Origin of the sequence: Pantoea sp. 18059 (assembly GCF_902706165.1) — a bacterium.
Lineage (GTDB): Bacteria > Pseudomonadota > Gammaproteobacteria > Enterobacterales > Enterobacteriaceae > Pantoea > Pantoea agglomerans.
Map to the genome: position 1 here is coordinate 385,743 of NZ_CACSJS010000001.1, position 23,928 is coordinate 409,670.

Annotated in this window: 24 protein-coding genes; 23 read left to right on the forward strand and 1 reads right to left on the reverse strand. The window is 55.3% G+C overall.

From position 1 onward, the window contains the following. Positions 1-59: 59 nt before the first annotated feature. The 3 genes from tssB to GVJ63_RS01810 all read left to right on the forward strand — a co-directional run bounded on the left by tssB (position 60) and on the right by GVJ63_RS01810 (position 2,882). Entirely contained in the window at positions 60-593 is a 534-nt protein-coding gene (gene tssB, locus GVJ63_RS01800) for a type VI secretion system contractile sheath small subunit (protein ID WP_010246114.1), read from the forward strand. Further along, positions 590-2,089, forward strand: coding sequence for a type VI secretion system contractile sheath large subunit (gene tssC / locus GVJ63_RS01805; protein ID WP_010246111.1), 1,500 nt, complete (start codon positions 590-592; stop codon positions 2,087-2,089). Before tssB ends, tssC begins: the two co-directional genes overlap by 4 nt. A gap of 133 nt (positions 2,090-2,222) precedes the next feature. Then, a complete protein-coding gene (locus GVJ63_RS01810; RefSeq protein WP_010246109.1) occupies positions 2,223-2,882 on the forward strand; it encodes a hypothetical protein in 660 nt (219 codons plus the stop codon). Between the two features lie 197 nt (positions 2,883-3,079). Here the strand turns inward: GVJ63_RS01810 and GVJ63_RS01815 are convergent, their stop codons facing one another. After that, positions 3,080-3,298 (reverse strand): hypothetical protein, encoded by a 219-nt coding sequence (locus tag GVJ63_RS01815; protein WP_010246103.1) that lies wholly within the window; start codon positions 3,296-3,298, stop codon positions 3,080-3,082. Positions 3,299-3,620: 322 nt separating this feature from the next. Between GVJ63_RS01815 and GVJ63_RS01820 the strand changes: the two genes are divergently transcribed. From GVJ63_RS01820 to GVJ63_RS01915, 20 genes are all read left to right on the forward strand, one after another. Further along, positions 3,621-4,103, forward strand: a complete 483-nt coding sequence (locus GVJ63_RS01820) for a type VI secretion system tube protein Hcp (protein ID WP_010246100.1) — start codon at positions 3,621-3,623, stop codon at positions 4,101-4,103. 49 nt (positions 4,104-4,152) lie between these two features. Beyond that, positions 4,153-4,644, forward strand: a complete 492-nt coding sequence (locus GVJ63_RS01825) for a type VI secretion system amidase effector protein Tae4 (RefSeq protein WP_010246097.1) — start codon at positions 4,153-4,155, stop codon at positions 4,642-4,644. Continuing rightward, positions 4,641-5,000 (forward strand): T6SS amidase immunity protein Tai4 family protein, encoded by a 360-nt coding sequence (locus GVJ63_RS01830; RefSeq protein WP_159226331.1) that lies wholly within the window; start codon positions 4,641-4,643, stop codon positions 4,998-5,000. The genes GVJ63_RS01825 and GVJ63_RS01830 overlap by 4 nt, the downstream gene beginning before the upstream one ends. 149 nt (positions 5,001-5,149) lie before the next feature. Further along, positions 5,150-5,524: a hypothetical protein gene (locus GVJ63_RS01835; protein WP_033766997.1), complete on the forward strand. Its 375-nt coding sequence runs from the start codon at positions 5,150-5,152 to the stop codon at positions 5,522-5,524. 79 nt (positions 5,525-5,603) lie between these two features. After that, on the forward strand, positions 5,604-6,002 hold the full coding sequence (locus tag GVJ63_RS01840; protein ID WP_033767000.1) for a lysozyme inhibitor LprI family protein: 399 nt from the start codon (positions 5,604-5,606) through the stop codon (positions 6,000-6,002). A 41-nt stretch (positions 6,003-6,043) separates the two neighbouring features. Beyond that, a complete protein-coding gene (locus GVJ63_RS01845) occupies positions 6,044-6,424 on the forward strand; it encodes a lysozyme inhibitor LprI family protein (RefSeq protein WP_233600676.1) in 381 nt (126 codons plus the stop codon). 392 nt (positions 6,425-6,816) lie between these two features. Further along, on the forward strand, positions 6,817-8,688 hold the full coding sequence (gene tagH / locus GVJ63_RS01850; protein WP_159226332.1) for a type VI secretion system-associated FHA domain protein TagH: 1,872 nt from the start codon (positions 6,817-6,819) through the stop codon (positions 8,686-8,688). Beyond that, positions 8,685-9,476, forward strand: a complete 792-nt coding sequence (locus GVJ63_RS01855) for a PP2C family serine/threonine-protein phosphatase (protein ID WP_159226333.1) — start codon at positions 8,685-8,687, stop codon at positions 9,474-9,476. The genes tagH and GVJ63_RS01855 overlap by 4 nt, the downstream gene beginning before the upstream one ends. A gap of 10 nt (positions 9,477-9,486) precedes the next feature. Continuing rightward, on the forward strand, positions 9,487-10,461 hold the full coding sequence (locus GVJ63_RS01860; protein WP_159226334.1) for a hypothetical protein: 975 nt from the start codon (positions 9,487-9,489) through the stop codon (positions 10,459-10,461). 16 nt (positions 10,462-10,477) lie between these two features. Next, on the forward strand, positions 10,478-11,305 hold the full coding sequence (locus GVJ63_RS01865) for a type VI secretion system accessory protein TagJ (RefSeq protein ID WP_159226335.1): 828 nt from the start codon (positions 10,478-10,480) through the stop codon (positions 11,303-11,305). Further along, on the forward strand, positions 11,295-11,870 hold the full coding sequence (gene tssE / locus GVJ63_RS01870) for a type VI secretion system baseplate subunit TssE (RefSeq protein WP_010246069.1): 576 nt from the start codon (positions 11,295-11,297) through the stop codon (positions 11,868-11,870). Before GVJ63_RS01865 ends, tssE begins: the two co-directional genes overlap by 11 nt. Positions 11,871-11,872: 2 nt before the next feature. Beyond that, entirely contained in the window at positions 11,873-13,744 is a 1,872-nt protein-coding gene (tssF, locus tag GVJ63_RS01875) for a type VI secretion system baseplate subunit TssF (protein WP_089414293.1), read from the forward strand. After that, positions 13,741-14,787, forward strand: a complete 1,047-nt coding sequence (gene tssG, locus GVJ63_RS01880) for a type VI secretion system baseplate subunit TssG (protein ID WP_159226336.1) — start codon at positions 13,741-13,743, stop codon at positions 14,785-14,787. The genes tssF and tssG overlap by 4 nt, the downstream gene beginning before the upstream one ends. Before the next feature lie 54 nt (positions 14,788-14,841). After that, positions 14,842-17,451, forward strand: a complete 2,610-nt coding sequence (tssH, locus tag GVJ63_RS01885) for a type VI secretion system ATPase TssH (RefSeq protein WP_159226337.1) — start codon at positions 14,842-14,844, stop codon at positions 17,449-17,451. 27 nt (positions 17,452-17,478) lie between these two features. Next, positions 17,479-18,984: a serine/threonine-protein kinase gene (locus tag GVJ63_RS01890; RefSeq protein WP_159226338.1), complete on the forward strand. Its 1,506-nt coding sequence runs from the start codon at positions 17,479-17,481 to the stop codon at positions 18,982-18,984. A 16-nt stretch (positions 18,985-19,000) separates the two neighbouring features. Then, positions 19,001-21,718, forward strand: a complete 2,718-nt coding sequence (gene tssI, locus GVJ63_RS01895; RefSeq protein WP_159226339.1) for a type VI secretion system tip protein TssI/VgrG — start codon at positions 19,001-19,003, stop codon at positions 21,716-21,718. A gap of 13 nt (positions 21,719-21,731) precedes the next feature. Next, on the forward strand, positions 21,732-22,292 hold the full coding sequence (locus tag GVJ63_RS01900) for a hypothetical protein (RefSeq protein WP_159226340.1): 561 nt from the start codon (positions 21,732-21,734) through the stop codon (positions 22,290-22,292). Positions 22,293-22,511: 219 nt separating this feature from the next. Continuing rightward, positions 22,512-22,988 (forward strand): hypothetical protein, encoded by a 477-nt coding sequence (locus GVJ63_RS01905; protein WP_174532008.1) that lies wholly within the window; start codon positions 22,512-22,514, stop codon positions 22,986-22,988. A 77-nt stretch (positions 22,989-23,065) separates the two neighbouring features. Beyond that, on the forward strand, positions 23,066-23,428 hold the full coding sequence (locus GVJ63_RS01910; RefSeq protein ID WP_062757476.1) for a hypothetical protein: 363 nt from the start codon (positions 23,066-23,068) through the stop codon (positions 23,426-23,428). Positions 23,429-23,486: 58 nt separating this feature from the next. Next, the gene (locus tag GVJ63_RS01915) at positions 23,487-23,927 is read left to right on the forward strand and encodes a DcrB-related protein (protein WP_010246011.1); all 441 of its coding nucleotides are present in this window, start codon (positions 23,487-23,489) and stop codon (positions 23,925-23,927) included. Position 23,928: the final 1 nt, after the last annotated feature.

Below are 23,928 nucleotides of genomic sequence, written 5' to 3' on the forward strand. Positions count from 1 at the left end.
CAGCGGGACCTGCGCGCCTGCTGTGACACTTTATCCGCGCATCATGTATGGAGAAAACCATGGCAACAAGCAAATCCAGTGGGCAGAAGTTCATTGCCCGCAATCGCGCGCCTCGCGTTCAGATTGAATATGACGTGGAAATTTATGGCGCGGAACGCAAAATCCAGCTCCCGTTTGTAATGGGCGTGCTGGCGGATCTGGTGGGTAAACCGCTGGAGCCACAGCCAGGCATTGATGACCGTAAATTCATGGAAATCGACATCGACAACTTCGATGAGCGCATGAAAGCACTGAAGCCGCGCGCCGCGTTCCAGGTAGACAATACCCTGAATGGCGAAGGCAAGCTGAACATCGATCTGACCTTTGACAGCATGGATGACTTTTCGCCGGACGCGGTGGCCCGCAACGTGGAGCCGCTGAGCAAGCTGCTGGAAGCGCGTACCCAGCTGGCGAACCTGCTGACCTATATGGATGGCAAAAACGGCGCGGAAGAGCTGATTGGTAAGGTGCTGCAGGATCCTACGCTGCTGCAGGCCCTGACCCATCTGCCAAAGCAGGATGAGGCCACTGAAGGTAAGGAGCCGCAGGCATGACGCAGACTTCACAACAACCGCAGTCGCAGGGCGCAGCCAGTTTCAGTCAGGATGAGTTCAGCGCGCTGCTGAATAAAGAGTTCCGGCCAAAAAGCGATCAGGCGCGTGCCGCGGTCGAAAGCGCGGTGAAAACCCTGGCACAGCAGGCGCTGGAGAACACCGTTACCGTCTCCAGCGATGCCTATCGCACCATTCAGGCGCTGATCGCGGAGATCGACGAAAAGCTGTCGCAGCAGGTGAACCAGATTATTCACCATCCGGAGTTTCAGTCGCTGGAAAGCGCCTGGCGCGGCCTGAGCTATCTGGTGAACAACACTGAAACTGACGAGATGCTCAAAATCCGCTTTATGAGCATCTCCAAGCAGGAGCTGGGTCGCACTCTGAAGCGTTACAAGGGTGCCGGCTGGGATCAGAGTCCGCTGTTCAAGAAAATTTATGAGCAGGAGTATGGTCAGTTCGGCGGCGAGCCGTTTGGCTGCCTGGTGGGCGACTACTACTTCGACCACAGCCCGCAGGATGTTGAGCTGCTGGGTGAGATGGCGCGTATCGGCTCAGCCGCGCACTGTCCGTTTATCACCGGCACCGCGCCCGAAGTGATGCAGATGGAGTCCTGGCAGGAGCTGGCGAATCCACGCGATCTCACCAAAATCTTCCAGAACACCGAGTATGCTGCCTGGCGCAGCCTGCGTGAGTCGGAAGATGCACGCTATCTGGGCCTTGTGATGCCGCGCTTCCTGGCGCGTCTGCCTTACGGCATCCGTACCAACCCGGTCGACAGCTTTGACTTTGAAGAGCAGACCGATGGTTCCGATCATGGCAACTATACGTGGAGCAATGCGGCTTACGCGATGGCCGCCAACATCAACCGCTCCTTCAAAGAGTATGGCTGGTGCACCGCAATACGCGGCGTGGAGTCGGGTGGGGCAGTGGAAAATCTGCCGTGCCACACCTTCCCGAGCGATGACGGCGGCGTGGATATGAAGTGCCCGACCGAAATCGCCATCAGCGATCGTCGTGAAGCCGAACTGGCGAAAAATGGCTTTATGCCGCTGGTACATCGCAAAAACTCTGACTTCGCTGCCTTTATTGGTGCGCAGTCACTACAGAAGCCGATGGAGTACCACGACGCCGATGCCACCGCCAATGCCCGTCTGGCCGCGCGTCTTCCTTACCTGTTCGCCTGCTGCCGTTTCGCGCACTACCTGAAGTGCATCGTGCGCGACAAGATCGGCTCTTTCCGGGAGCGTGATGAAATGGAACGCTGGCTGAACGACTGGGTGATGAACTATGTCGATGGCGATCCGGCTAACTCCTCGCAGGAGACCAAGTCTCGCAAGCCGCTGGCGGCTGCCGAGGTGAATGTGGAAGAGCAGGAGGATAATCCTGGCTACTACTCCGCGAAATTCTTCCTGCGTCCGCACTACCAGCTGGAAGGGCTGACGGTTTCTCTACGTCTGGTCTCTAAGCTGCCGTCGCTGAAAAATGATAATGCGTAAGGGCTGAAAGGGAGGCGTGATGCCGGGGATGACCGGGCATCACGTTTCCCTTGAGTCACAGAGTTAACCGGGACAAAGGGTTTTACGCTCCCGGTTTACGGGAAAGATTGCTGCATAAAAAAGGATGTGGGACATGGATTCACCGAAAAATATCGCCGATGGCATGCTGGGCCTGTTCAATACCAAAAAGAAATCAGGCGTTGAGACGTTTATGGTGAGTGCAATAAGTGGATTTACCTCTATTCCGGGTGATCTCTATGCGCTGACCAAAGACTTTTTAGATAGCGATCATCGCTGGGATAACGAGACGGATCGTATTCGATTGCTCACCTTACTGAAAAAAGGGGCGACCAGTGACGATCTCAGGAAACTAATTAAGCTGGTGGTTGAGCAATATATTAAACGCCTTAATGAACAGCAGTTAGAAAAAATGCTGGTCAAAATGGGCGGAAGCGCTGCAGGCTCTTTTACGTTTAAATACCTTTTTGTGGATGCGATCGTCTCACGATTTTTTAGTCGGGTCATACCTAAGTTTCTTTTTAGCGCGGGGATGACTGGGATCATCACAATTGGCGCATCAGTTTCAAGATCGATCTATACCTCCAGAGATTTGATGAAAAAGAACAAGGAGGTGTACGCATTGCTGCGCGGAGCGGGCGATCTTGATTTACTCTATTTCCTGCTGGAGGACAACATTGATCCCTGGCTGGATGCAATTGCATTGCAACAGAATAACTCCCCGCTCGCCAATGAGGTCTTTACTAACTTTGTGGAAGGAATGCATGATGTTTAAAAAGGCCGCTCTCTTTTTAATGAGTTATCTGCTGACCTTTTTTTCTGCCCTGATATTAATTACCTGCTCGGGTTATTATATTCTGTTTTTTGACTGGGACATATCAGTAATGGGTAAGGTTATTAACGCAGTCCTGATTATTATTTCAATAACTGCGTCAATATCGCTTTATGCCGTGGCGCAAAAGTTGAAGCAAATTAATTAACCAGTTTTCTGCGTGATATCTTAATTAAAATAAAAATAAAGGCCACGCAGACGGCGGTGAAGAGAATTTTACCAGCAATAATCCCGGAGGAAGAAAGAGTAAAGTTTTCATAGCGAGCAACCAGATATATCGAACCAATAATATCAGCGATGGCATAGAGAGAGAGCAGCGACAACACGACTATCAGGAAAAGTGAGATGATCTTTTTCATATTCATTCCTTCTGTGAACTTTATAAGCGCCTGCTTACTATAAACGATCTGCCAGGATGCTGTCTATGAAATGACCGCCTGGGCATGAGGTCTATGGCAGGGCATCAGATTATCTGCTGTTGTTCTCGCCATGAAAATGCATACCGATTTTTGTCCGGTTAAATAACCGGCAATACGACGTCTGGAATATGGTTTATAACGATATTTCAGAAGCAAGGCAAAGGTAAAATATGGACTGTTTTATTCAGCCCCATGCTTTTCTTTTTGCCATATCCTTGCTTTTTTGAAAGCAATAATCTTAACCAATAAAGAGTGAAAGATAATGGCTATTGATATGTTTATGAAGGTTGACGGAGTCACCGGCGAGTCTAAAGACTCAAACCACACTGGCTGGACTGATATCACCTCTTTCTCATGGGGTGCTTCTCAGCCAGGCAACATGTCTGTTGGCGGCGGCGGCGGTGCGGGTAAGGTTAACTTCAACGACCTGCACGTTAATGCACTGATCGACAAATCGACCACGGCGTTGCTGAAGAACTGCGCAAGCGGTAAACATCTCGCTAAAGTCGAACTCTCTATCTGTAAAGCGGGTGGCTCTCAGGTTGAGTATGCACGCATTACCCTGGAAGATGTTCTGGTTACCGCTGTAAATTACAATGGTTCCGACAACGGCGATACCCTGGGAATGACCTACTCCTTCCAGGCTTCTAAAGTGAAGCAGCAGTACTGGGAGCAGAGCTCTTCCGGCGGCAAAGGCGCAGAGAGCAGCGCCGGCTGGGACATCAAAGGCAACAAAGAAGCGTAATTCTGGTCAGCAGCCTCCCCTCAGGGGGAGGCTATAAAGGAGTTTTGCGATGGTACATTTAAGACCTCAATTTTCGGCCGCCTGGAACCGCTTCTCAGAAGTTAATGTTCCCGTTGAGAAGGTTGGGGAAATATTGGGTGGTAAAGTAGAAGCGAATATCTCCTCCGGAATTTTCGAGAATGCCTGTCCCATCAGAATGAGCTATGTCCTTAATTACACTGGTGTTCCCATACCCGCCAACAGTCGTTATGCAACCGTGACGGGAAAAGACAAAAAGCGTTATATGTTTCGCGTCAACGATATGATGGACTTTTTAGTCGGCGCCTTCGGTCAGCCAGACCTGAACGTGACGTCACCAAAACCCGGTTCATTTAACGGTAAACAGGGAATTATTGTTTTTCAGGGCAGTGGCTGGAGCAATGCCCGCGGACACGTGACACTCTGGAATGGCAACATCTGTTCTGATACCTGTCACTTCCTGGGTGGCGCAGAAAATGGTAGTTTTGTTCCTGATGTTGCCTCCTTGTGGATACTGAAATGAAAAAATTCCTGATGTTATTTGCTCTGACTTTATCTCCTGCGGCGCTGGCGATAACGCCACCGGCGCCAGACTCCTTTAAGCAACCGGAGATTTTCAGCAACTGGCTTCTGAACCGTTGTGCAGGAAAAGCTGCGACTGACAAGGCTTTCACCGATGATGCCTTTAAAAGCGCATCAGCCTGGTTAGAGGTAAGCCATCTCCCTGTTGAAGCTTTCAGCGAAGGCGATAAGTTAATCAATACCTATCTGAAGATGAACCTGACTGGCTCGGTCACAGGAAACTTCAACATGATGAAATGCACGTTGCTTTCGCAAAGCCAGGATGCTGAGGCGCTTTACAATAAGTATAAGAAATAGCGTTTATTTTTAAGGGAATTAAAAGTTGATGCAGCGCTAAACATCAGCAGCGAATTTTCAAAAGAGAATATGTTTAGTTAAATGAAGCCGATAATTAAACCTGAAGTTGATCAGTATAATGTAAATTACTCTTATACGGAACTTGCCACATGATGAAGAAAGTAAGTCATTTGATTATGATAGTGCTTTTAGTTTCACCTTCATTTGTTTTGGCGAAGTCAGTTTCACACTTTGAAGGAAAAATATTCAAAGCGGATATTGAATATGGTTGTGATGAAGGTAACGTCACCTGTGATGATGTTTCGCTTAAGTCAACCAGAGTAAAAGACAATTCATCGATATTTCTTAAAGGTGAAACCATAAATTCAAATTGTCCTGACGTCTGCGACTTCCGGGGTTATCGCTTTACTAACGGCCAGTATGATTATTCGTTTTATCCAAGCCAGAAGGGCAGCGGCCTCTGGGAATATATTGTAACCTTTAAAAGTAAAGTTATTGCTCGGGATCTTGGGGTGATTAAATAACATCGTTTATAAAAAACCCGGCATATTGAGTCTGCACTTGTTCTCAGGCATAGGTGTGTTATTACAGGTGAGATTTTCAATGAGAAATTATTTTTCTTTGTTGCTGTGTGTCACAGCTTTTTATGTTTCCCCCGTCTATGCAATCAGTGATTGTTCAAACGGCAATAATGACCAGGAAGTTTATACCTGCACCCAGAAAAACAGGAACGAAACTGAGCTTGATTTAAACAAAGAATATAAGCTGGCTAAGACCAGAGTTGAAACGCTTTTTAAAGGTGACAACAAAGAGTTAAGCCAGTATATGGATGCGTTGACTGAAGCTCAACGAGCCTGGCTGAAGTATAGAGAGAATGATTGTAAACTGGCTTCTTATGCTGCAGATAAGGGAAGTGATTTAAGTAACGCTAATATTAATATGTGTACTTCTGAACTTAACGAGCAAAGAATTAAAAAACTTAAGTTAATTCCTTATCATTGATGGTGCAGACTGCTGAGAAAAATATGAAGAGACTGCATAAATTGGCTTTAATCACTGTGTCTCTTTGCATCAGCGCTTCAGCGCTCGCTGAAGATACCTGTGCAAAACAGCCTTCAGACGGTGCGCTATTTCAGTGTACTGTTCAGCAGAAGAAGCTGGCGGAAGATGACCTCAACAAAGAATACCAGACGGCTAAAAAACGCATTGTACAGATGTACGGCACGCAGAAAAAACTGGCTGATGACTATGTCGGCACGCTGGTGGATACCCAGCGTAACTGGCTGAAGTATCGTGATGGTCAGTGCAAGCTGGAAGCCTTTGCCGCTGAAGATGGCAGCAATGCGAATGCGGTTGCCACCAACCTCTGTGTTATCCGCATCGACAAAGAACGCACTGCTATTCTGAAGCAACTGCCTTACTGATTATGTCGTCGTGCTCAGGGTTTACAGGCTGGGCACGATATTCTCTATGAATATCACTCTCTGCATTACGCTGTAATCCCGTTTTTTCAATGCCGGTAAATAATTCTGTATAAATGACATTTCAGCAGAGTGGCTTCTGGTGGCTGTAATGCAATCATCTTTGCAACTATTTTAATGTTTACCCTGTATGTTAATTAAAGATAAGCCGTTAACGCAGCTTCATTTTCTTAAATAAATATAATTTTTATCTGTTTAAATAATTGAATTAATCCAGTAGCAGAGTATTTAAAGAGACAACTCCCAAAATTAAATCCCCCTGCTTTCTATACCGCGCGCCTTTCCCCGAGAGGTGCGCGGTATAGATGCCGAACCGCTAACCGCAGGAATCCGTTATGCGCTTTACGATAATAACGACTAAACCCGGCCAACAGCCGCCGCAAACTCATTGTGATTTCTTTCCGCCTGGCGGCACCATTGGTCGTGGTGTGGATAATAATCTGGTGCTGCCGGATGACGATCGCACACTCTCCCGCCTGCAGGCGATTGTGCATATCACGGCAAATGGCGAATGTCGCCTGACCAACCGTGGCAATGTGACGCGCGTGTTACTCAACGATATTCCGCTGGAACGCGGACGTCAGGTTGAGCTGCAGGATGGAGATATACTGGGCATCGATGATTACCAATTGCTGGTCAGCGATCTCAACAGTGCGCAGCAGCCGCAGAGTGAAAGGGCTGTTCCGCGTCCTGAGCCGGTGCAGTCCGTAGCACCCGCTCGCGAACCGGCAGCGGAAAAAGCCAGCACCACCGCCGCCATTCCCAGCGAAATCTGGGACAGCCTGGCGAAAGAGTTTTCGATTTCGGACGATCTCTCTAAACGCAAAGCTGCGCCAGAGATGCCTGAGGCCCATCCGCTGACTGCGCCCGCTCGTCCTGACCGAAATCCGGAAGATCCGCTGGCTCAGCTGATTAACGATGCGCCGCTGGATTATGGTCAGCAGCCAAAAAACAGCAGCCTGTTTGATGAAGGCGATGCGCTGTTCGGGCAGCAGAGTATTTTTGACGACCGGACGCCAAGCACGCTGTCTGCTCAGCAAAACACGGCGCCACCGCAGGCTGAAACGCCTGCCGCTGAACTTGATCCGCTGAGCCTGTTTGACGGCGAGAGCAGTACGGATGCGCGCAACCATGATGATCCGCTGGGTCTGATGATGGGCAACGCGGTGCCGCTGGCCCAGCCGGAGCTGACGACGCCGAAACCGGCCACGTTGCATGTGCCACCTCAACCGGTGGCAAAAAATGAGCCGATGGCCGCACGTCCATCGCAGCAGGATCCCGCCAGCCTGACCGACACCGATCACTCACCGTTGTTCAGCTTCGACGAATCACAGCATGAGACTCACAGCCAGCCTCACTCTGAGGCACAGCAGCAGACACCGCTGATTGACGAGGAACTGCCCGGCCAGTCTGACGCGGTAAATCCACAGATCGATTACGGCGGAATTACGCTGCCCACGCCGCAGGCGGTACAGCGTACGCCATCCCCGACGCCGAAAGGGCGGTTGCGCATCGATCCCGTAGCTTCCGGTCGCCATCATGCCGCCGCTGCGCACCCGACGACACCCAGCGAAAGCAGCGGTGATGCCCTCAAGGGAGAACTACTGGATGCGTTGCTGGAGGGAATGGGTCTGCGCGACCTGCAGCCGACGCCGCAATTTGACCGTGAGCAGATGCTGCAATTCGGGCAGATGCTGAGCATGTTTTCGCAGGGTACGGTGGCGCTACTCTCTTCGCGTTCGATCCTCAAGCGCGGGGTGAAGGCTGACATGACGGTGATCCTCGACGACGCCAACAACCCGTTCAAGCTGCTGCCTTCAGGCAAAACCGTCTTAATGCAGATGTTTGGCAGCCGGATGCCGGGCTTTATGCCGCCGCGTCAGGCAGTGCGTGATGCGCTGATCGATCTGCAGGCGCACCAGCTGGGCATGATCGCCGGTATCCGCGCCATCATCGCCTCAATGCTGCAATCCTTTAACCCGGAGCAGCTGGAGGAGGAGGCGCGTCAGGCGGGATCGGTGTCACGTATCGGCCTGCCGGGCAGCCGTAAAGCGGCGCTGTGGGAACATTTTGTTGAGCGCTACGGCGAGACGGCGGGCGAGATCGAAGACGATTTCCACACCCTGTTCGGCGAAGCGTTCCTGCACGCCTATGACCTGGAAGTTAATCAGTACAAAGACTCACAAACCCACACGGATGACGCATGAATATCACTATTGCCTCGTCGTCGAATCAGGGCGATCGCGCCAGTAATCAGGATCAGATCGGTGATGTCATCGGTAAGCGCTCGGCCTGCTTTGTGGTCTGCGACGGTGTGGCCGGATTTCCCGGCGGGGACATCGCGGCATCGATTGCCCGTAGCAGTCTCCTGCAGTCGTTTGATGGCGATGCGCATCTCAATGCGCAGTCGATTCGTAACTACGTCAATCAGGCGAATCACGCCATCCGCCAGCAGCAGAAAGCCAGCAGCGAACACAGCCGGATGGGCACTACGCTGGTCAGCCTGTTTATTGACCGCGACTACCATCTGGCCTGCTGGGCCCATGCAGGCGACAGCCGCCTCTATCTGTTCCGTCGCGGCTATCTCTATCTGGTCACCACCGACCACAGCCTGGTGCAGCAGATGAAAGATGCCGGACATCGCACCGAAGGCATCAACAGCAATCTGCTCTATTTTGCGCTGGGGATGGGCGATGAGCAGCGCGACGCCAGCTACAGCGAGGTGGTCGGGATTGAAGATGGCGACGCCTTTTTACTCTGCACCGATGGTTTCTGGCACGGCGTGACGCTGGAACAGATGCAGCAGTCGCTGCACATGGTGAATACGCCGGAAGAGTGGCTGACGCTGATGCAGCAAATCATCAGGAACGATCAGCCCGATCAGGGGCAGCAGGATAATTTCAGCGCGCTGGCCGTCTGGATTGGATCACCTCAGGACACCACCTTGCTGCACTCGCTCTCTGAAGCGGCGCAGTTCTTCCCTCTGCGAGATTGAGAACGCCAACATGAAATATGGATTACTGGGTCTGGCTGCGCTGCTGCTCAGCACGCAGGCTTATGCTGAAAACTATCGCATCGTACAGTCCCCGGCACAGAAACTGGATGTCTGGATTGATGACGTAAAAAACAATCAGCTGTCGAGCTGGTGTAACAGCACCATTAACCTGCGCATCGTCACCCTGGGCGAAAAAAACGCCGCGGTGCTGAAAGATTTTCTGCCCCGCGTTGCCGGACTGATGGCGTCGCAGTGTAAACCGCTGCAACAGTTGCACTGGCAACTGACCGATGCGCAGGGGAGTGAAATTGCTACTGGCAGCGCCGCCCGTGCGCAGCAGTGGAAAACCGTGGTGACGCCGCCCGCGACTCAGCCGGTCCAGCCGACGGCTACGGCGGTCCCCGCAGAAGCACTACGCAACGCCGCTCAGGCCGACACGTCGCCGTGGCTGCAATTCAGTCTGCTGGACGGCTGCCATTTCCGCACCTGGTGGCAGCACCCGGCACAGGGCAGCGCGCTGTTTGTTCCGGCAAATCAGGGGCTGATCTGTGGTTCTGATGGCTGGCTAAGTGGACACAGCCGACTGACGCAACAGGGTAACGGCGCACCTGCGGCAGTCGGCGTGACCTTCCTGCAGGGTTTTCCGGTGATGGGGTTGAGCAATCAGTCGCCCACTGCCGAACTGCACATCACCACGGTCAACAGTGAACGCATGGTGCTGAGCAATGAAAAATCCCCGGACAGCTGGCTGATTCTGCCATTCAGCAACCGCTTTAACGGCTGGCAGGCAACGCGTCAGGTGGTAGTGCAGATGCCCGTCAGCGAAGCGGCCGATCAGAGTGCGCTGCAGGCGCGTCTGCAGGAAGTCCGTAAAGTCTGGTCGCCGTGGATCAGCGGCGATGCCGCGCTGAGCGTGCAGCTGGTGGAAAAACTGCATCCTGAACTGAAAGATCCCGCCGCTGCGGTCTACCGCACCCTTAACTGACGCAAAAGGAGTTTGCATGGAATCCTTACAACACCGTCTGGCCAGCGCCACCCTCGGCGAGACGCTCGCTGACGTGACCCGCCAGATTCAGGCAAATCCGGCGAATGCTGACCTGCGGGCCGCCTTTGTGCAGTTGCTCTGTCTTTCCGGCAACTGGGCGCGCGCGCAGACGCAGCTGCAATCCTGGCTGGCGTTAAGCCCGCAGGCGCAACCGACAGTTAATCTGCTGCAACAGGCGATCGCCGGTGAATTACAGCGTGACGCGGTGCTGCGTGGCGAGGCCGGGCCGGTGCTGCCGGGCAGCGCCTGGCACTGGTGCGACACGCTGCTGGCCGCCTTGCAGGCCGAAACGGCGGGTGATGTCGCGCGCGGCAGCACGCTGCGGGCTGAAGCGATTGAGCTCGCGGCGGCCAATCCCGGCACCGCGACGCAGCAGGATCAGCCCACCGCATTCAGCTGGCTGATGGATGGCGACAGCCGTTTCGGGCCGGTGTGTGAAGTCATCAGTCAGGGCCGTTATTACTGGATCCCGTTTGCCGCCATTCGTGAGATGCAGTTTCAGGCACCCGCCAGCGTCACCGATCTGGTGTGGCGTCACACGCGTGTGCAGCTGGTTGATGGCAGCGAGCAGGTGTGCCAGATCCCGGCGCGCTATCCGTTGCTGGCGGCATCTGACGAACGTTTTCTGCGCGCCAGCGTCACCGAATGGCAGCCACTGGGCGACGATCCGGACCAGTTCATCGGTCAGGGGCAAAAAATGTGGCTCAGCGACAGCGCGGAATTTTCGCTGCTGAGCCTGCAGCAGGTCGCGTTTGACAGCGTTGAGTCCGCCGATGAGCCATGATTCAGGCGCGCAAAACGACGGCTATGCCCAGCTGCATGGCGGCTTTCGCGCGCGAAAAAAACGCGATGCGTTAACCGCCCGCGACAAGCTGCAATCTTCGTTACTGGATCGCCTGACCGACAACGCGCCGGATAAACAGCAGGAAGCGGACAACAGCATGCTGATCACTCACAGCACGCTGCGCCGCCACGTACTGCGCGATCTGCAGTGGCTGTTCAACACCATCAACAACGAAGCCCAGCAGGATCTCAGCGGCTTTGATCAGGTGCAGCGCTCTGTCTGGAACTTCGGTGTGGCACCGCTGGCCGGGCAGAACGTCTCCGATATCGAATGGCAGGATATGCAGCGCAAAATGACCAACGCCATTCTGCACTTCGAGCCGCGCATCCTGCCGCAGGGTTTACAGGTGCGCTGTGTCAGCGATCTCGGCTCGCTCAGCCTGCACAACGTGCTGTCGATTGAGATCAAAGGGCGGCTCTGGTGCGTGCCTTATCCGCTGGCGTTTCTGTTCCGCACTCAGGTTGATCTGGAGAGCGGCCATTTCGAACTACAGGATGCAGGGTAATCATGGACAGCAATCTGCTCGATTATTACAACCGTGAACTGGCCTACCTGCGTGAGATGGGGGCCGAGTTCGCTGCGCGCTATCCTAAAGTGGCAGGACGTCTTGGCATGCGCGGCATTGACGTGGCGGACCCTTATGTAGAACGGCTGATGGAGGGATTCGCCTTCCTGACGTCGCGGGTGCAGCTGAAGATGGATGCGGAGTTTCCGCGTTTCTCGCAGCGTCTGCTGGAGATGATTGCGCCATCCTATCTCTCGCCAACGCCGTCAATGGCGATCGCTCAGCTGACGCCGGACAGCCGCAAAGGCGACATCACCCAGGGCTTTCGCGTGCCGCGCGGCACCATGATGGAGAGCCAGAACCTGAAAAAAACCGGCGTGACCTGCAGCTACACCACCGCGCACGATGTGGTACTGCATCCGCTGCGCATCAGTGAAGCCAGTCTCGGCGGCGTGCCCGGCGATCTGCCCTCTGGCGAGCTGAAACTCGGCGGTCTGGGCGCGGTCAGTGCGCTGCGTATCCGCATCACGTGTGAAGGGATCTCCTCGCTCAGTCAGCTCAGCGTGGACGATCTGATGCTGTTTCTCAGCGGCCCGGATATCCAGGCACTGAAACTGCTGGAGCTGCTGATGCAGCACCGGGTGGGCATCGTGCTGCAGTCGGTTGAGAAGCGTCCGCAGCGTCAGGTGCTGACGGACGACGCGTTACAGCAGCAGGGCTTTGCGCCGGAGCAGGCGCTGCTGCCGGACGATCTGCGCAACTTTGACGGCTATCGTCTGTTGCAGGAATATTTCGCCTTTCCGGCGCGCTTCCAGTTTATCAGCCTGAGCCAGCTGGCCCCGTTTCTGCGCCGCTGCGACAACGCCATGGCGTTCGACATCATCATTCTGCTCGATAAAGCGGACAGCGCGCTGGAAAGCGTGGTCGATCACAGCCATCTGGCGCTGCACTGCACGCCTGTCATCAATCTTTTTCCGAAAACCGCCGAGCGCCTGAAGGTCAGCGACAGCCAGCATGAATATCATCTGGTGGTAGATAACATCCGGCCGCTGGATTATGAGGTGCACTCGGTACAGCGGCTGTTCGCTACGGTAGAGGGCAAGCGGGAAGAGCAGGTTTTCCGTCCGTTCTGGAGCACCTTCAGCGGTGACCAGGGCGATTACGGTGCCTATTTTTCACTGCGCCGCGAACAGCGCACGCTGTCCGAGCAGGCGCAGCGCTACGGCACGCGCACGGGCTATATCGGTTCAGAAGTCTTTCTGTCGCTGGTGGATGAGCATCACGCGCCGTGGCACGACGAGGTGCGCTATCTCTCCGCTGACGTGATGTGTACCAGCCGCGATCTGCCGCTGATGCTGCAGCAGGATCAGGGCAACTTCGTGATGCCGGACTCCATTCCGGTATCGGAGCTGAAGCTGTGCAAAGGGCCGACGCCTCCGCGTCCGGCGCTGGCCGAGGGACTTTCCGCGTGGCGGCTGATCAGCCATCTGCAGATGAACTACCTCAGCCTGATGGACAGCAGCGACGGAGAAGGCGCGGCGGCGCTGCGCCAGCTGCTGAGCCTCTACGCCAACCTGGCGGAAGCGCCGGTCGCACGTCAGATTGACGGCATCCGCCACTGCACGCTCAGCGCGGTCAACCGCCGCGTGCCGGAGCCGGGCCCGGTGGTATTTGCGCGCGGCGTCAGCATCACGCTGGAAGTGGATGAGCAGGCGTTTTCGGGGGCCAGCCCGTGGCTGTTCGGCAGCGTGCTGGAGCGGGTCTGTGGCCGCCTTGTGGCGCTGAACAGCTTCACGGAGTTCACCCTGAACAGCCAGCAGCGTGGAGAAGTGGGCTACTGGCCGCCGCGCATGGGCCGGAAAGCGCTGATATGAGTGGCGAAAAGGTGATTTCGCTGCCCCGGCTCACCCGTCTGCCGGATGATTTCTGGCAGCGGGTGATGGCCGCGCCGTGGCGCTACGATCTGTTCCAGCTGCTGCGGCGGCTGGATGCGCAGGGCGGTCAGCGCTATCCGCTGGGCCGTGCGCCGCTGCCGAAGTTCGAATCGGTGCGTATCGGTCAGACACCGTCACTGGCGTTTGCGCCCGCCACCGTCGCCAGCGCCACGCCGCGTGACGAGCCGGGACGTCATGAGCTCTCCATCTACAGCTTCGGGCTGTTTGGCCCCAACGGCCCGCTGCCGACCCATCTGACCGAATATGTGCATGAACGTATCGTGCATCATCAGGATCACAGCCTGTCGGCGTTTGCTGACCTGTTTCACCATCGCGCCACGCTGCTTTTTTATCGTGCCTGGGCCGATGCGCAGCCGACCGTGTCGCTGGATCGCCCCGACGACAGTCGCTTCCTGAACTATCTCGCCTGCCTGGCGGGCATCGGTTTACCGGCCCAGCAGCAGGCCAGCTCGCTCAGCCTCCATGCCCGACTGATGCTGGTGGGCCACCTCAGCCGCCACGGCCACGACGCCGAAGGGCTGGTGCGCATTCTGCGCCACTACTTTGGTGTGCCGGTCAGGCTGACGCAGAACCTGCCGCACTGGCTGACGCTGGACAGCCGCGATCAGGCCCGACTGGGCGCGGGACGCCATATGCCCCGGCTGGGCGCTTCTGCATTTCTCGGCGTGGCGGTGCGCGATGTGCAGCACCGTTTTCGCCTGCACCTGGGACCGCTCAGCGCCGCGCAATATGCCCGTTTTCTGCCGGATGCCCCCGGCGCGTGTGAAGTACGCGACTGGGTGCGTCACTACCTCGGCATTGAAATGCAGTGGGATCTCAGCCTGATCCTGGCCGCTGACGAGGTACAGGGTGTGACGCTGGGTGGAACTGCCCGACTCGGCTATACCAGCTGGCTGGGGCTCGCGCCGCAGCCGCAAGATCGTGAAGATTTTATGTTTGAGGTTGAGGCTGCTTCGCGCTAGCCCAGCCGCTTTCCCTGTTACACAGCCTGCGTCTTTCATTGAAGAGAGCCCCCTATGTCAGAAATCAGCCGTGCCGTGCTATTCGGCAAACTGGATACGCTGTTATTTACCTCGCTGGAAAGCGCCACCGCCTTTTGCAAACTGCGCGGCAATCCCTATGTCGAGCTGGTGCACTGGCTGCATCAGCTGATGCAGCAGCAGGATGGTGACTTACAGCAGGTCATCACACATTTTTCACTGGATGAAAAGGCCCTGACTCAGGATATCGTTGCCGCGCTGGATCGCCTGCCGCGCGGTGCCAGTGCGGTCTCCGACCTCTCCGAGCATATCGACAGCGCCGTTGAACGGGCGTGGGTTTACGCCTCGCTGAAATATGGCGCGACCCGCATTCGCGGCGGCCATCTGCTTATCGGCATGCTGAAAACCTTCAACCTGGCCAGCGTGCTGAAAGGCATCTCCGGTCAGTTCAGCCGCGTCAACGCCGATGCGCTGCTGGCGGAGTTCGACACGCTGCTCGGCAACAGCAAGGAAGCACAGCAGGTGCTGAGCGCACCGGCGGATGCTGGCGGCGCACCGCCCGCCGCCAGTGGCAGTACGCTGGCACAATATGCGCAGGACCTGACGGCGCGTGCCCGTGAAGGCCGCATTGATCCGGTAACCGGACGTGACGACGAAATCCGCCAGATGGTCGATATCCTGATGCGTCGCCGCCAGAACAACCCGCTGCTGACCGGCGAAGCGGGCGTCGGCAAAACCGCGGTGGTCGAAGGCCTTGCGCTGCGTATCGCGGCGGGCGATGTGCCTGCGCCGCTGCGCGATGTGCAGCTCTGGCTGCTGGACATCGGCATGCTGCAGGCGGGTGCCGGCATGAAAGGGGAGTTTGAAGCGCGACTGCAGGCGCTGATCAATGAGGTGCAGTCCAGCCCGACGCCGATTGTGCTGTTTGTTGATGAGATCCACACCCTGGTCGGGGCAGGCGGTCAGCAGGGCACCGGTGATGCCGCCAACCTGCTGAAACCGGCGCTGGCACGTGGACAGCTGCGCACCATCGGCGCGACCACCTGGGCGGAATACAAAAAGTACATCGAGAAAGATCCGGCGCTGACCCGTCGCTTCCAGACCGTGCAGGTGCAGGAGCCGGATGAAGCCAAAGCGATTCTGATGCTGCGCAGCACCGTCAGCGCACTGGAGAAACATCATCGGGTGCTGTTGCTGGATGATGCGGTCAGTGCGGCGGTGAAACTGTCGCATCGCTACATTCCGGCGCGCCAGCTGCCTGACAAAGCGGTGGCGCTGCTGGATACCGCCTGCGCCCGCGTGGCGGTCAGCCAGGGTGCGCAGCCCGCGGCGCTGGAAGATTGTCTTCACCGTCTGGCGGCGCTGGAGATTGAAGCAGAGATCATCGAACGTGAAATCCGGGTGGGCCTGGGCGACGCCACCCGCCAGCAGGCGATTGCAGCGCAGCGCACTGCGCTGGAAGCCGAGCGGGATGCGCTGCAACAGCGCTGGCTGCAGGAGCGCGAACTGGTCGAGACGCTGATTGCGTTGCGCGCCCGCTGTGTGACAGAAGAGGATGCGGCGCTGCGTGAACAGCGTGATGCGACGCAGCAGCAGCTTACTGCGCTGCAGGGCGACACGCCGCTGCTGTTTGCCGCCGTCGATGCAGGCGTGGTGGCTGCCGTGGTCTCTGACTGGACCGGTATTCCGCTGGGCAGAATGGTGAAGAATGAGATCGACGCGGTGCTGAATCTGGCCGACACCCTGAACCAGCGGGTCATCGGCCAGCGTCACGGCCTGGATCTGATCGCCAGACGGGTACGCACCTCGCGCGCGCGCCTTGATAATCCCAACAAGCCGGTCGGTGTGTTTATGCTGTGCGGGCCTTCCGGTGTCGGTAAAACCGAGACCGCGCTGGCGCTGGCCGAGTCGCTGTACGGCGGCGAGCAGAACATCATCACCATCAACATGAGTGAGTTTCAGGAGGCGCACACCGTCTCGACGCTGAAAGGCGCACCGCCGGGCTACGTCGGCTACGGCGAGGGCGGCGTGCTGACCGAAGCCGTTCGCCGTCGTCCCTACAGCGTGGTGCTGCTGGATGAGATTGAGAAAGCCCATCCGGATGTGCATGAGCTCTTCTTCCAGGTGTTTGATAAAGGCTGGATGGAGGATGGCGAAGGCCGGCACATCGATTTCCGCAACACCATCATCATTCTGACCTCCAATGTCGGCACGCAGTTAATCAGCGCGATGTGTGCCGATCCTGAACTGATGCCCGATCCCGATGCCCTGAGCACCGCGCTGCGTAAACCGCTGCTGGAGGTGTTCCCGCCTGCGCTGTTGGGCCGTCTGCTGGTGGTGCCTTACTACCCGCTCAGCGACGCGATGCTGGCGGAGATTGTGCGGCTGCAGCTGGCGCGCATTGTGCGTCGTCTGGACGATAACCACGGCATTGAAGCGCAGATCGACGAGTCGGTGGTGAGCCAGATCGTGCAGCGCTGCACCGAGGTAGAGTCGGGCGGTCGCATGGTGGATGCCATCCTCACCAACACGCTGTTGCCACAGATGAGCCAGATCCTGCTGAGCGCCCACGCCCGTGATGAACGCTATCGTCGCGTCGATGTGCGTTGTGAGCAGGGTGAATTTGTCTGCCAGTTCGCGGTTTAAAGCCTGGCTATCAGAGAGTAATCGAATATGTCGGAACATGATCAACCCCTGAATGTCCCCAACGCCCTGCCGCTGGGTTACCGCTTCAATGAGTTTGAAATCAAAGAGGTCATCGGCGGTGGCGGCTTTGGCATCGTCTATCGCGCCTGGGATCACCAGCTGGAACGTGATATCGCCATCAAAGAGTTTATGCCCGCCTCACTGGCGGTCCGTAGCGATGATCTGAATCTGGTGCTGCGCAGCGAGCGGTTCAGCAAAACCTTCCACGCCGGACTGAACAGCTTTATTCAGGAGGCGCGGCTGCTGGCGCGCTTTAACCATCCGAACCTGCTGCACGTGCTGCGTTTCTGGGTGCAGAACGACACCGCCTATATGGGCACGGTGTTCTACAGCGGCACCACACTCTCGAACTTCAGCGAACGAAATCCGCAGTCGGTAAATGAGGCCTGGATCCGTCGCATGCTGCCACCGCTGCTGGGCGCGATCAAAACCATCCATGAAGCGGGTTATCTGCATCGCGATATCTCGCTGGATAACGTCCAGATTCAGAGCAGTGGCGAGCCGATCCTGCTGGACTTCGGGTCGGCGCGTAAAACCATCGGCAATCTGTCGGATGAGAGCGAGACGATGCTGCGTCCCGGCTATGCACCGATTGAGCAGTACAGCGACAACGATGAGAGCGAGCAGGGCGCGTGGACCGATATTTACGCGCTGGGCGCGGTGCTGCATACCCTGATCACCGGTGCGCCGCCGCCGGTCAGCGTGGTGCGCAGCATCGAAGATAACTACCAGCCGCTGGTGCAGCGCCGTATGGCAGGCTACTCGACTGCGCTGCTGAGCGCCGTCGATCGTGCGCTGGCGCTGAAACCGGAAGATCGTCCGCAGAGCATTGATGATTTTGCTGCGCTGATGGCGCTGCCGGAACGTGAACCGGAACCGCTGCTCAGCGCAAAAATGAGCGGACCGGGCACCATGCTGGTGCCGATTGAAGAAGAAGAGGAGGTCATCAAACCCGCCTCTAAACTGAAAACGCTGCTGGGACACCGCTTTGCACTGCCGGGCCTGGTTGCCGCTGGCGTGCTGGTCGGCCTGGGCGCCGGTCTGCTGATGTCACGCGGCAACGAGCAGTCACCGCCGGATGAGATGGCGCAGAACAGCGCACCTTCCGCCGCTGTCGCGCCGGTTAACCAGCCGGTTGCCGCGCCTCCGACTCAGACTGAGGCCCCGCCGGATACCGTTGCCAGCACTCCGGCTCAGACGTCTGAGCCCGCGCAGACCGCCGCGCGTGAACCTGATCCACAACCGGCACCACCGCCCGCTCCGGTCGCCCAGGTCTATATCCGTCTGCAGCAGGGTGAACGCGTTCAGGTGAACGGTCAGCCGCAGGCGCTGGTGCCGGCGGTGAATGGCTTCGCCACGCTGCAGCTGGCGCCGGGCAACTACACCTTCGCCATCAGCGGCCAGAGTGGCACCCGCGAACAAACGCTGAACATCAGTGAAGAAGGTGTCTGGTTGCTCGATCCACACAGTTAATAGTCAGGGATTACTTATGTTCTCACGCATTACCGCACAGCTGCCGGCGGACGGCCTGCTGTTCCATACGCTTAAGGGCACCGAGACGCTGTCCCGTCCGTTTGTGCTCACCGCTGAACTGCTGGCCACCGACGCGCGCATCGACCGCCACGCCCTGCTGGGGAAGCCGGTAACGTTTACGCTGCCGACCGATGGGCTGATGAACGCGCTGAGCCCGCGCTATCTTAACGGCAAAATCACCCGGGTGGCGGTGCGCAGCCAGGAGCTGAGCGGCACCCGCTACGCGGTCTATGAGCTGACGGTCGAGCCGGACCTGTGGCCGATGAAGCGCGACCGCAACCTGCGCATCTTCCAGAGCCAGACGGTGCCGCAGATTGTGCAGACGCTGCTGAAGGAGTACGGGGTCAACGTGGAGACGCGCCTGGCGGGCAGCTACCGGGTGTGGGAGTACTGCGTGCAGTATCAGGAGAGCAGCCTGGCCTTTATCAGCCGCCTGATGGAGCTGGAGGGAATTTACTACTTCTTCCGCCACGAGGCGGACAAACATACGCTGGTGCTGTGCGACGCGCCGGACCAGCATCAGGCGTTTCCGGGCTATGAGACCATTGCCTATCACGTCACCCCGTCGGGCGGCGTGGTCACTGAAGAGGGCATCAGCCAGTGGTCGCTGGCGGAGAGCGTGACGCCGGGCATCTACAGCACCGACGACTACGACTTCCGCAAGCCGAACGCCTGGATGCTGCAGGCCCGCCAGAACCCGGCGTCGCCGGTGCCGGGCTCGGTGGACGTTTACGACTGGCCGGGCCATTTTGTCGACCACAGCCACGGCGAGTCCTACGCGCGCATCCGTCAGGAGGTGTGGCAGGCCGAGCACCACAGCGTCAGCGGGTCGGGCACGGCCACCGGCATCGCGCCGGGCTTTACCTTCTCGATTATCAACGCGCCGCACTTCAGCGACAACGGCGAGTATCTGGTGACCTCGGCGACCTATGACTTCGCCGAGAACGCCTACGCCAGCGGTGACACCGGCGACAGCCGTCACAACATCCACTTCACGGTGCTGCCGTCGTCAGTGACCTACCGCACGCCGCCCGAAACAGCGTGGCCGAAAACGCACGGCCCGCAGACGGCGAAGGTGGTGGGACCCAAAGGCGAGTCGATCTGGACTGACCGCTACGGGCGGGTGAAGGTGAAGTTTCACTGGGACCGGCTGGCGAAGGGCGACGACACCAGCTCCTGCTGGGTGCGCGTCTCCAGCGCCTGGGCGGGTCAGGGCTTTGGCGGGGTGCAGATCCCGCGAGTGAACGACGAAGTGGTGGTGGACTTCATCAACGGCGATCCGGATCGTCCGCTGATCATCGGCCGGGTTTACAACGAGGCGAGCATGCCGCCGTGGGCGCTGCCGGCGGCAGCGACGCAGATGGGGTTTCTGAGCCGGTCGAAGGATGGCACGGCGGACACCGCGAACGCGTTAAGGTTTGAGGATAAGTCGGGTGAGGAACATCTGTGGATTCAGGCGCAGAAGAACATGGATACCCATGTTAAAAATGACGCCAGCCATTCAGTCGCCAACAATCACAGCCACTACGCGGGCGGCAATGAGCTCTACCGTGTCGAAACCAACCGTGTCCACGGTGTAAAAGGGGGCGAAGAGCGGCTGACCGGTAAAGGCAAACTCGATGCGGTGGTCGATACCTATGTAGTGGGTTCGGGCACCAAACTTCGCCTTGAATGCGGAGAGAGTGCTATCGAACTTAATGCGAACGGTCAGATTAATATTGTGGGCAAGGGGTTCAATATTTTCGTGCAGGGCGATGGTCACATCACCACCTCTGGCGGCAAACTGAACCTGAACACGGATGGCGCGAAGCCGGGCACAAGCGCACCGGGCTCCAGTCATAAACAGAATATCAGCCAGGCCGTAGAGAATCTGTTCCCGCCAAAACAGAAAGGACAGGCGGCTCCGGCTGCGCCAAAAGCTGCGGCGGCACCGGCGAAAGGGGCGGCTGCGCCGTTAGCCAATACTGCTTCTGGCGATAAGAAGAGCAAATATGACTACTCGGTAGATGAGATGGTCAAAAAACAAAAAGGGCTTAAAGCCACGCCGGTGAAATGGGATAAAACTAAAAAAGGCTTCGTAAACGCCACCGAGGACGATATCAAAAAATATGTCGATCCTGCCAACCACATGGAAGGCAAAGACAAATATCAGTTTGTGGATCTTTCCTCCTCATCTGGGATCAGTAAAGATGATATGAGCACTTTCCTTAAGGATAAGGGCACGCTGTCCGGTCAGGAACAGACTTATCTGGATGCGGCTAAAAAATATAATGTTAATGAAGCGTATCTGGCTGCCCATTCCGCGCTGGAGACTGGAAATGGCACCAGTGAGTTAGCCAAAGGCGTCATGGTTAATGGAACCAAAGTTTATAATATGTACGGCATAGGCGCGCTGGATGGCAATGCGGTGCAAACCGGCGCTAACTACGCTTATAAACAGGGCTGGACAACACCCGCGAAGGCCATCGATGGTGGTGCTAAGTGGATATCTGATAAGTTTGTTGGCTCTGGTCAGAATACTTTGTATAAAATGCGCTGGAATCCGGCCTCGCCGGGAACACATCAGTATGCGACAGATGTTAACTGGGCTACGGCTCAGACAACCAGCATGAAGAAAATGTTCGACAGTTTTCCGAATGCGAATCTTTCTTATGACATACCTGAGTTTAAATAAGGGACTGATAAAAATGATTTTTCCTATGAGAAAGGCAGTATTTTTGTTTGCGCTGCTGTTCCCTGCCGTTCAGGTAAATCTGGCTACTGCGGCGGCAAGCATTACGGCCCCTGCTGCCTTAACAGCCGCTGACTTTAGTGTGAAAATCAATAATCATCCTTTTACCTTAGGTGATAAATGGAGCGATGAGACTCAGAAGCAGGCGGGCACGCAGATAAGTGAAAACTTTGTTGGCGATGTGCCTGCCGGTGACACCAGTTTTAAGTACTACCAGCACAAATATGATGGTTTTGAAATCTACACTGCCAATCTGTTCTGGCAAAAAGAGCAGCGTGATATCGACAGCTACCTTATTGCACAGATCAGCATCAACACTCCTGCGATCAAAACAGTGAGAGGCGTAGGACCAGGCGATAGCCAGGATGTGCTGGTCAGTAAATATGGTCAGGGCACAGTGGATGACAGTGATAATCAGCATTGGTTATATTATGATGCTGATAACAAACGCATGTCATTTCAGTTAGAGCATAAAAAAATAAGTCATATTATGATGACGATTAATACGGATGAATAATAACAACCCTGCGTGATGCGTCGCGCAGGGTTAAATTAACTTATTAATCTTATTTTTTCGATTAAATAATTTTAAATCCGCTAATGGGTTTTAATTTCCTGCTCTTGAAGTATGTGAATCAATAAAATAAATACCACATTCACTCAAGACCCGGTTAACTGTATACAACAGCATGCCATCTGGCGAGTTGAATGATTATTTAAAAAGAGAATAATCAATATGGTAAAACAGCGCTATTTAATCCACTCCTCAGGTAAAGCTATGAAGTTATTTGTTAAATTGATGCTCTTGATGATATTTATAGTTTGCCCGATAGGCATTGCAACAGCTTCAGGAGCACAAATGTCTTTTTCTCAGTACAATAGCTTAGATAATGTTTCAAAGATCTTTAGTGACCAGGATGTTGTCTCCACTTTAAAAGCTGTTTTAGGTAATGAGTATAATGATTTCAGACAGAACTTTGATGTTTTTGGAGAACCCCATAAAACAGATGGCGGCGGTATATTCGTTGAGGGCTGGTTAAAAGATCTCTATCTTGTGCAAGCATCCGCATTCGTGATACAGGCAGATGGCAAAGTGTATGCTGCCTGGATGATGCCTGAAAACAACAAAATACATTATGTCACTAACGCGCCAGAAGATAATAAAGTTCAGGAGGATATTGCACGCTGGGCTAAGCGTTTTGATAATGAATAGTCTGCCATCCAGGATGGATAATTTAATCGATGATCGCGTGATAATTATATCTTAGCCAAATTTTATTACAGGTTGAAATGATTAAAATTTTATGCATTTTACTGGTTGCATATCCGCTGATGACTTCTGCAAATGATTTTTGTCAACGGATGGCTAGTAACGCTAACGCAAAAGGCGTGCGTTTCGACAATACAGATAATGTCTACAGGGTTGGCGGGTCAGGACGGCTGCAATTTTATTCTGCACCTGATGGCCGTTGTGTAGAGAAAGACGTTTTTGTGGTGCCTGGCAATGAATTATATGCTTACGTCGAATATGGAAAATATTACAGCGTAATGTATGTGGCTAATGACGGAAATCAGGCTAATGGCTGGGTAGAAAAAGAAAGATTGATTGAATCACATACGGGTATCGCACCCGATTATGATGCAAATAAATAGTTACTCCCTCTGCTGTTAATAACATTCCATTTTTACTTTCCCCATATGGATATCTATTATGCATTACCAATTCAATGAGGGCGCCTTTGCGCTTTTTCCTGCTGCCTGGCAGGACACCACCATGAATATTCTCCGCGATGAAGCCAGTGGGCTGGCATGGGTTGTGAGCCGTGGCGTTATTTCTGAGGGCAGTGATGCGGAAAAAGAGTTCCAGCGTCAGTGGGACACATTGCGGAGTCAGATGGGCCATATCCAGCAGACTGAATTTGTACGTTTGATGGCAGGTGTAGATAACACATTACACGCGGTAGAAGTTGAAACCGTATTTGACCGTAACGGGCAGGCAGTGTGGCAGAAACAGCTGGCTACACAGGTGCCTGATTCGAACATCTTAATGATTTTTACGCTATCAGCCATGCGTCCATTCAATGAAGAGGATGGACAGCGCTGGAGTGCATTTAAACAAAGCCTGAGTCTGAACAATCCACGGAAAGCATAAC

Coding starts and splice junctions, on each gene's coding strand:
- tssB (WP_010246114.1), top strand. CDS start 60: ATGGCAACAAGCAAATCCAGTGGGCAGAAGTTCATTGCCCGCAATCGC.
- tssC (WP_010246111.1), top strand. CDS start 590: ATGACGCAGACTTCACAACAACCGCAGTCGCAGGGCGCAGCCAGTTTC.
- GVJ63_RS01810 (WP_010246109.1), top strand. CDS start 2,223: ATGGATTCACCGAAAAATATCGCCGATGGCATGCTGGGCCTGTTCAAT.
- GVJ63_RS01815 (WP_010246103.1), bottom strand. CDS start 3,298: ATGAAAAAGATCATCTCACTTTTCCTGATAGTCGTGTTGTCGCTGCTC.
- GVJ63_RS01820 (WP_010246100.1), top strand. CDS start 3,621: ATGGCTATTGATATGTTTATGAAGGTTGACGGAGTCACCGGCGAGTCT.
- GVJ63_RS01825 (WP_010246097.1), top strand. CDS start 4,153: ATGGTACATTTAAGACCTCAATTTTCGGCCGCCTGGAACCGCTTCTCA.
- GVJ63_RS01830 (WP_159226331.1), top strand. CDS start 4,641: ATGAAAAAATTCCTGATGTTATTTGCTCTGACTTTATCTCCTGCGGCG.
- GVJ63_RS01835 (WP_033766997.1), top strand. CDS start 5,150: ATGATGAAGAAAGTAAGTCATTTGATTATGATAGTGCTTTTAGTTTCA.
- GVJ63_RS01840 (WP_033767000.1), top strand. CDS start 5,604: ATGAGAAATTATTTTTCTTTGTTGCTGTGTGTCACAGCTTTTTATGTT.
- tagH (WP_159226332.1), top strand. CDS start 6,817: ATGCGCTTTACGATAATAACGACTAAACCCGGCCAACAGCCGCCGCAA.
- GVJ63_RS01855 (WP_159226333.1), top strand. CDS start 8,685: ATGAATATCACTATTGCCTCGTCGTCGAATCAGGGCGATCGCGCCAGT.
- GVJ63_RS01860 (WP_159226334.1), top strand. CDS start 9,487: ATGAAATATGGATTACTGGGTCTGGCTGCGCTGCTGCTCAGCACGCAG.
- GVJ63_RS01865 (WP_159226335.1), top strand. CDS start 10,478: ATGGAATCCTTACAACACCGTCTGGCCAGCGCCACCCTCGGCGAGACG.
- tssE (WP_010246069.1), top strand. CDS start 11,295: ATGAGCCATGATTCAGGCGCGCAAAACGACGGCTATGCCCAGCTGCAT.
- tssF (WP_089414293.1), top strand. CDS start 11,873: ATGGACAGCAATCTGCTCGATTATTACAACCGTGAACTGGCCTACCTG.
- tssG (WP_159226336.1), top strand. CDS start 13,741: ATGAGTGGCGAAAAGGTGATTTCGCTGCCCCGGCTCACCCGTCTGCCG.
- tssH (WP_159226337.1), top strand. CDS start 14,842: ATGTCAGAAATCAGCCGTGCCGTGCTATTCGGCAAACTGGATACGCTG.
- GVJ63_RS01890 (WP_159226338.1), top strand. CDS start 17,479: ATGTCGGAACATGATCAACCCCTGAATGTCCCCAACGCCCTGCCGCTG.
- tssI (WP_159226339.1), top strand. CDS start 19,001: ATGTTCTCACGCATTACCGCACAGCTGCCGGCGGACGGCCTGCTGTTC.
- GVJ63_RS01900 (WP_159226340.1), top strand. CDS start 21,732: ATGATTTTTCCTATGAGAAAGGCAGTATTTTTGTTTGCGCTGCTGTTC.
- GVJ63_RS01905 (WP_174532008.1), top strand. CDS start 22,512: ATGGTAAAACAGCGCTATTTAATCCACTCCTCAGGTAAAGCTATGAAG.
- GVJ63_RS01910 (WP_062757476.1), top strand. CDS start 23,066: ATGATTAAAATTTTATGCATTTTACTGGTTGCATATCCGCTGATGACT.
- GVJ63_RS01915 (WP_010246011.1), top strand. CDS start 23,487: ATGCATTACCAATTCAATGAGGGCGCCTTTGCGCTTTTTCCTGCTGCC.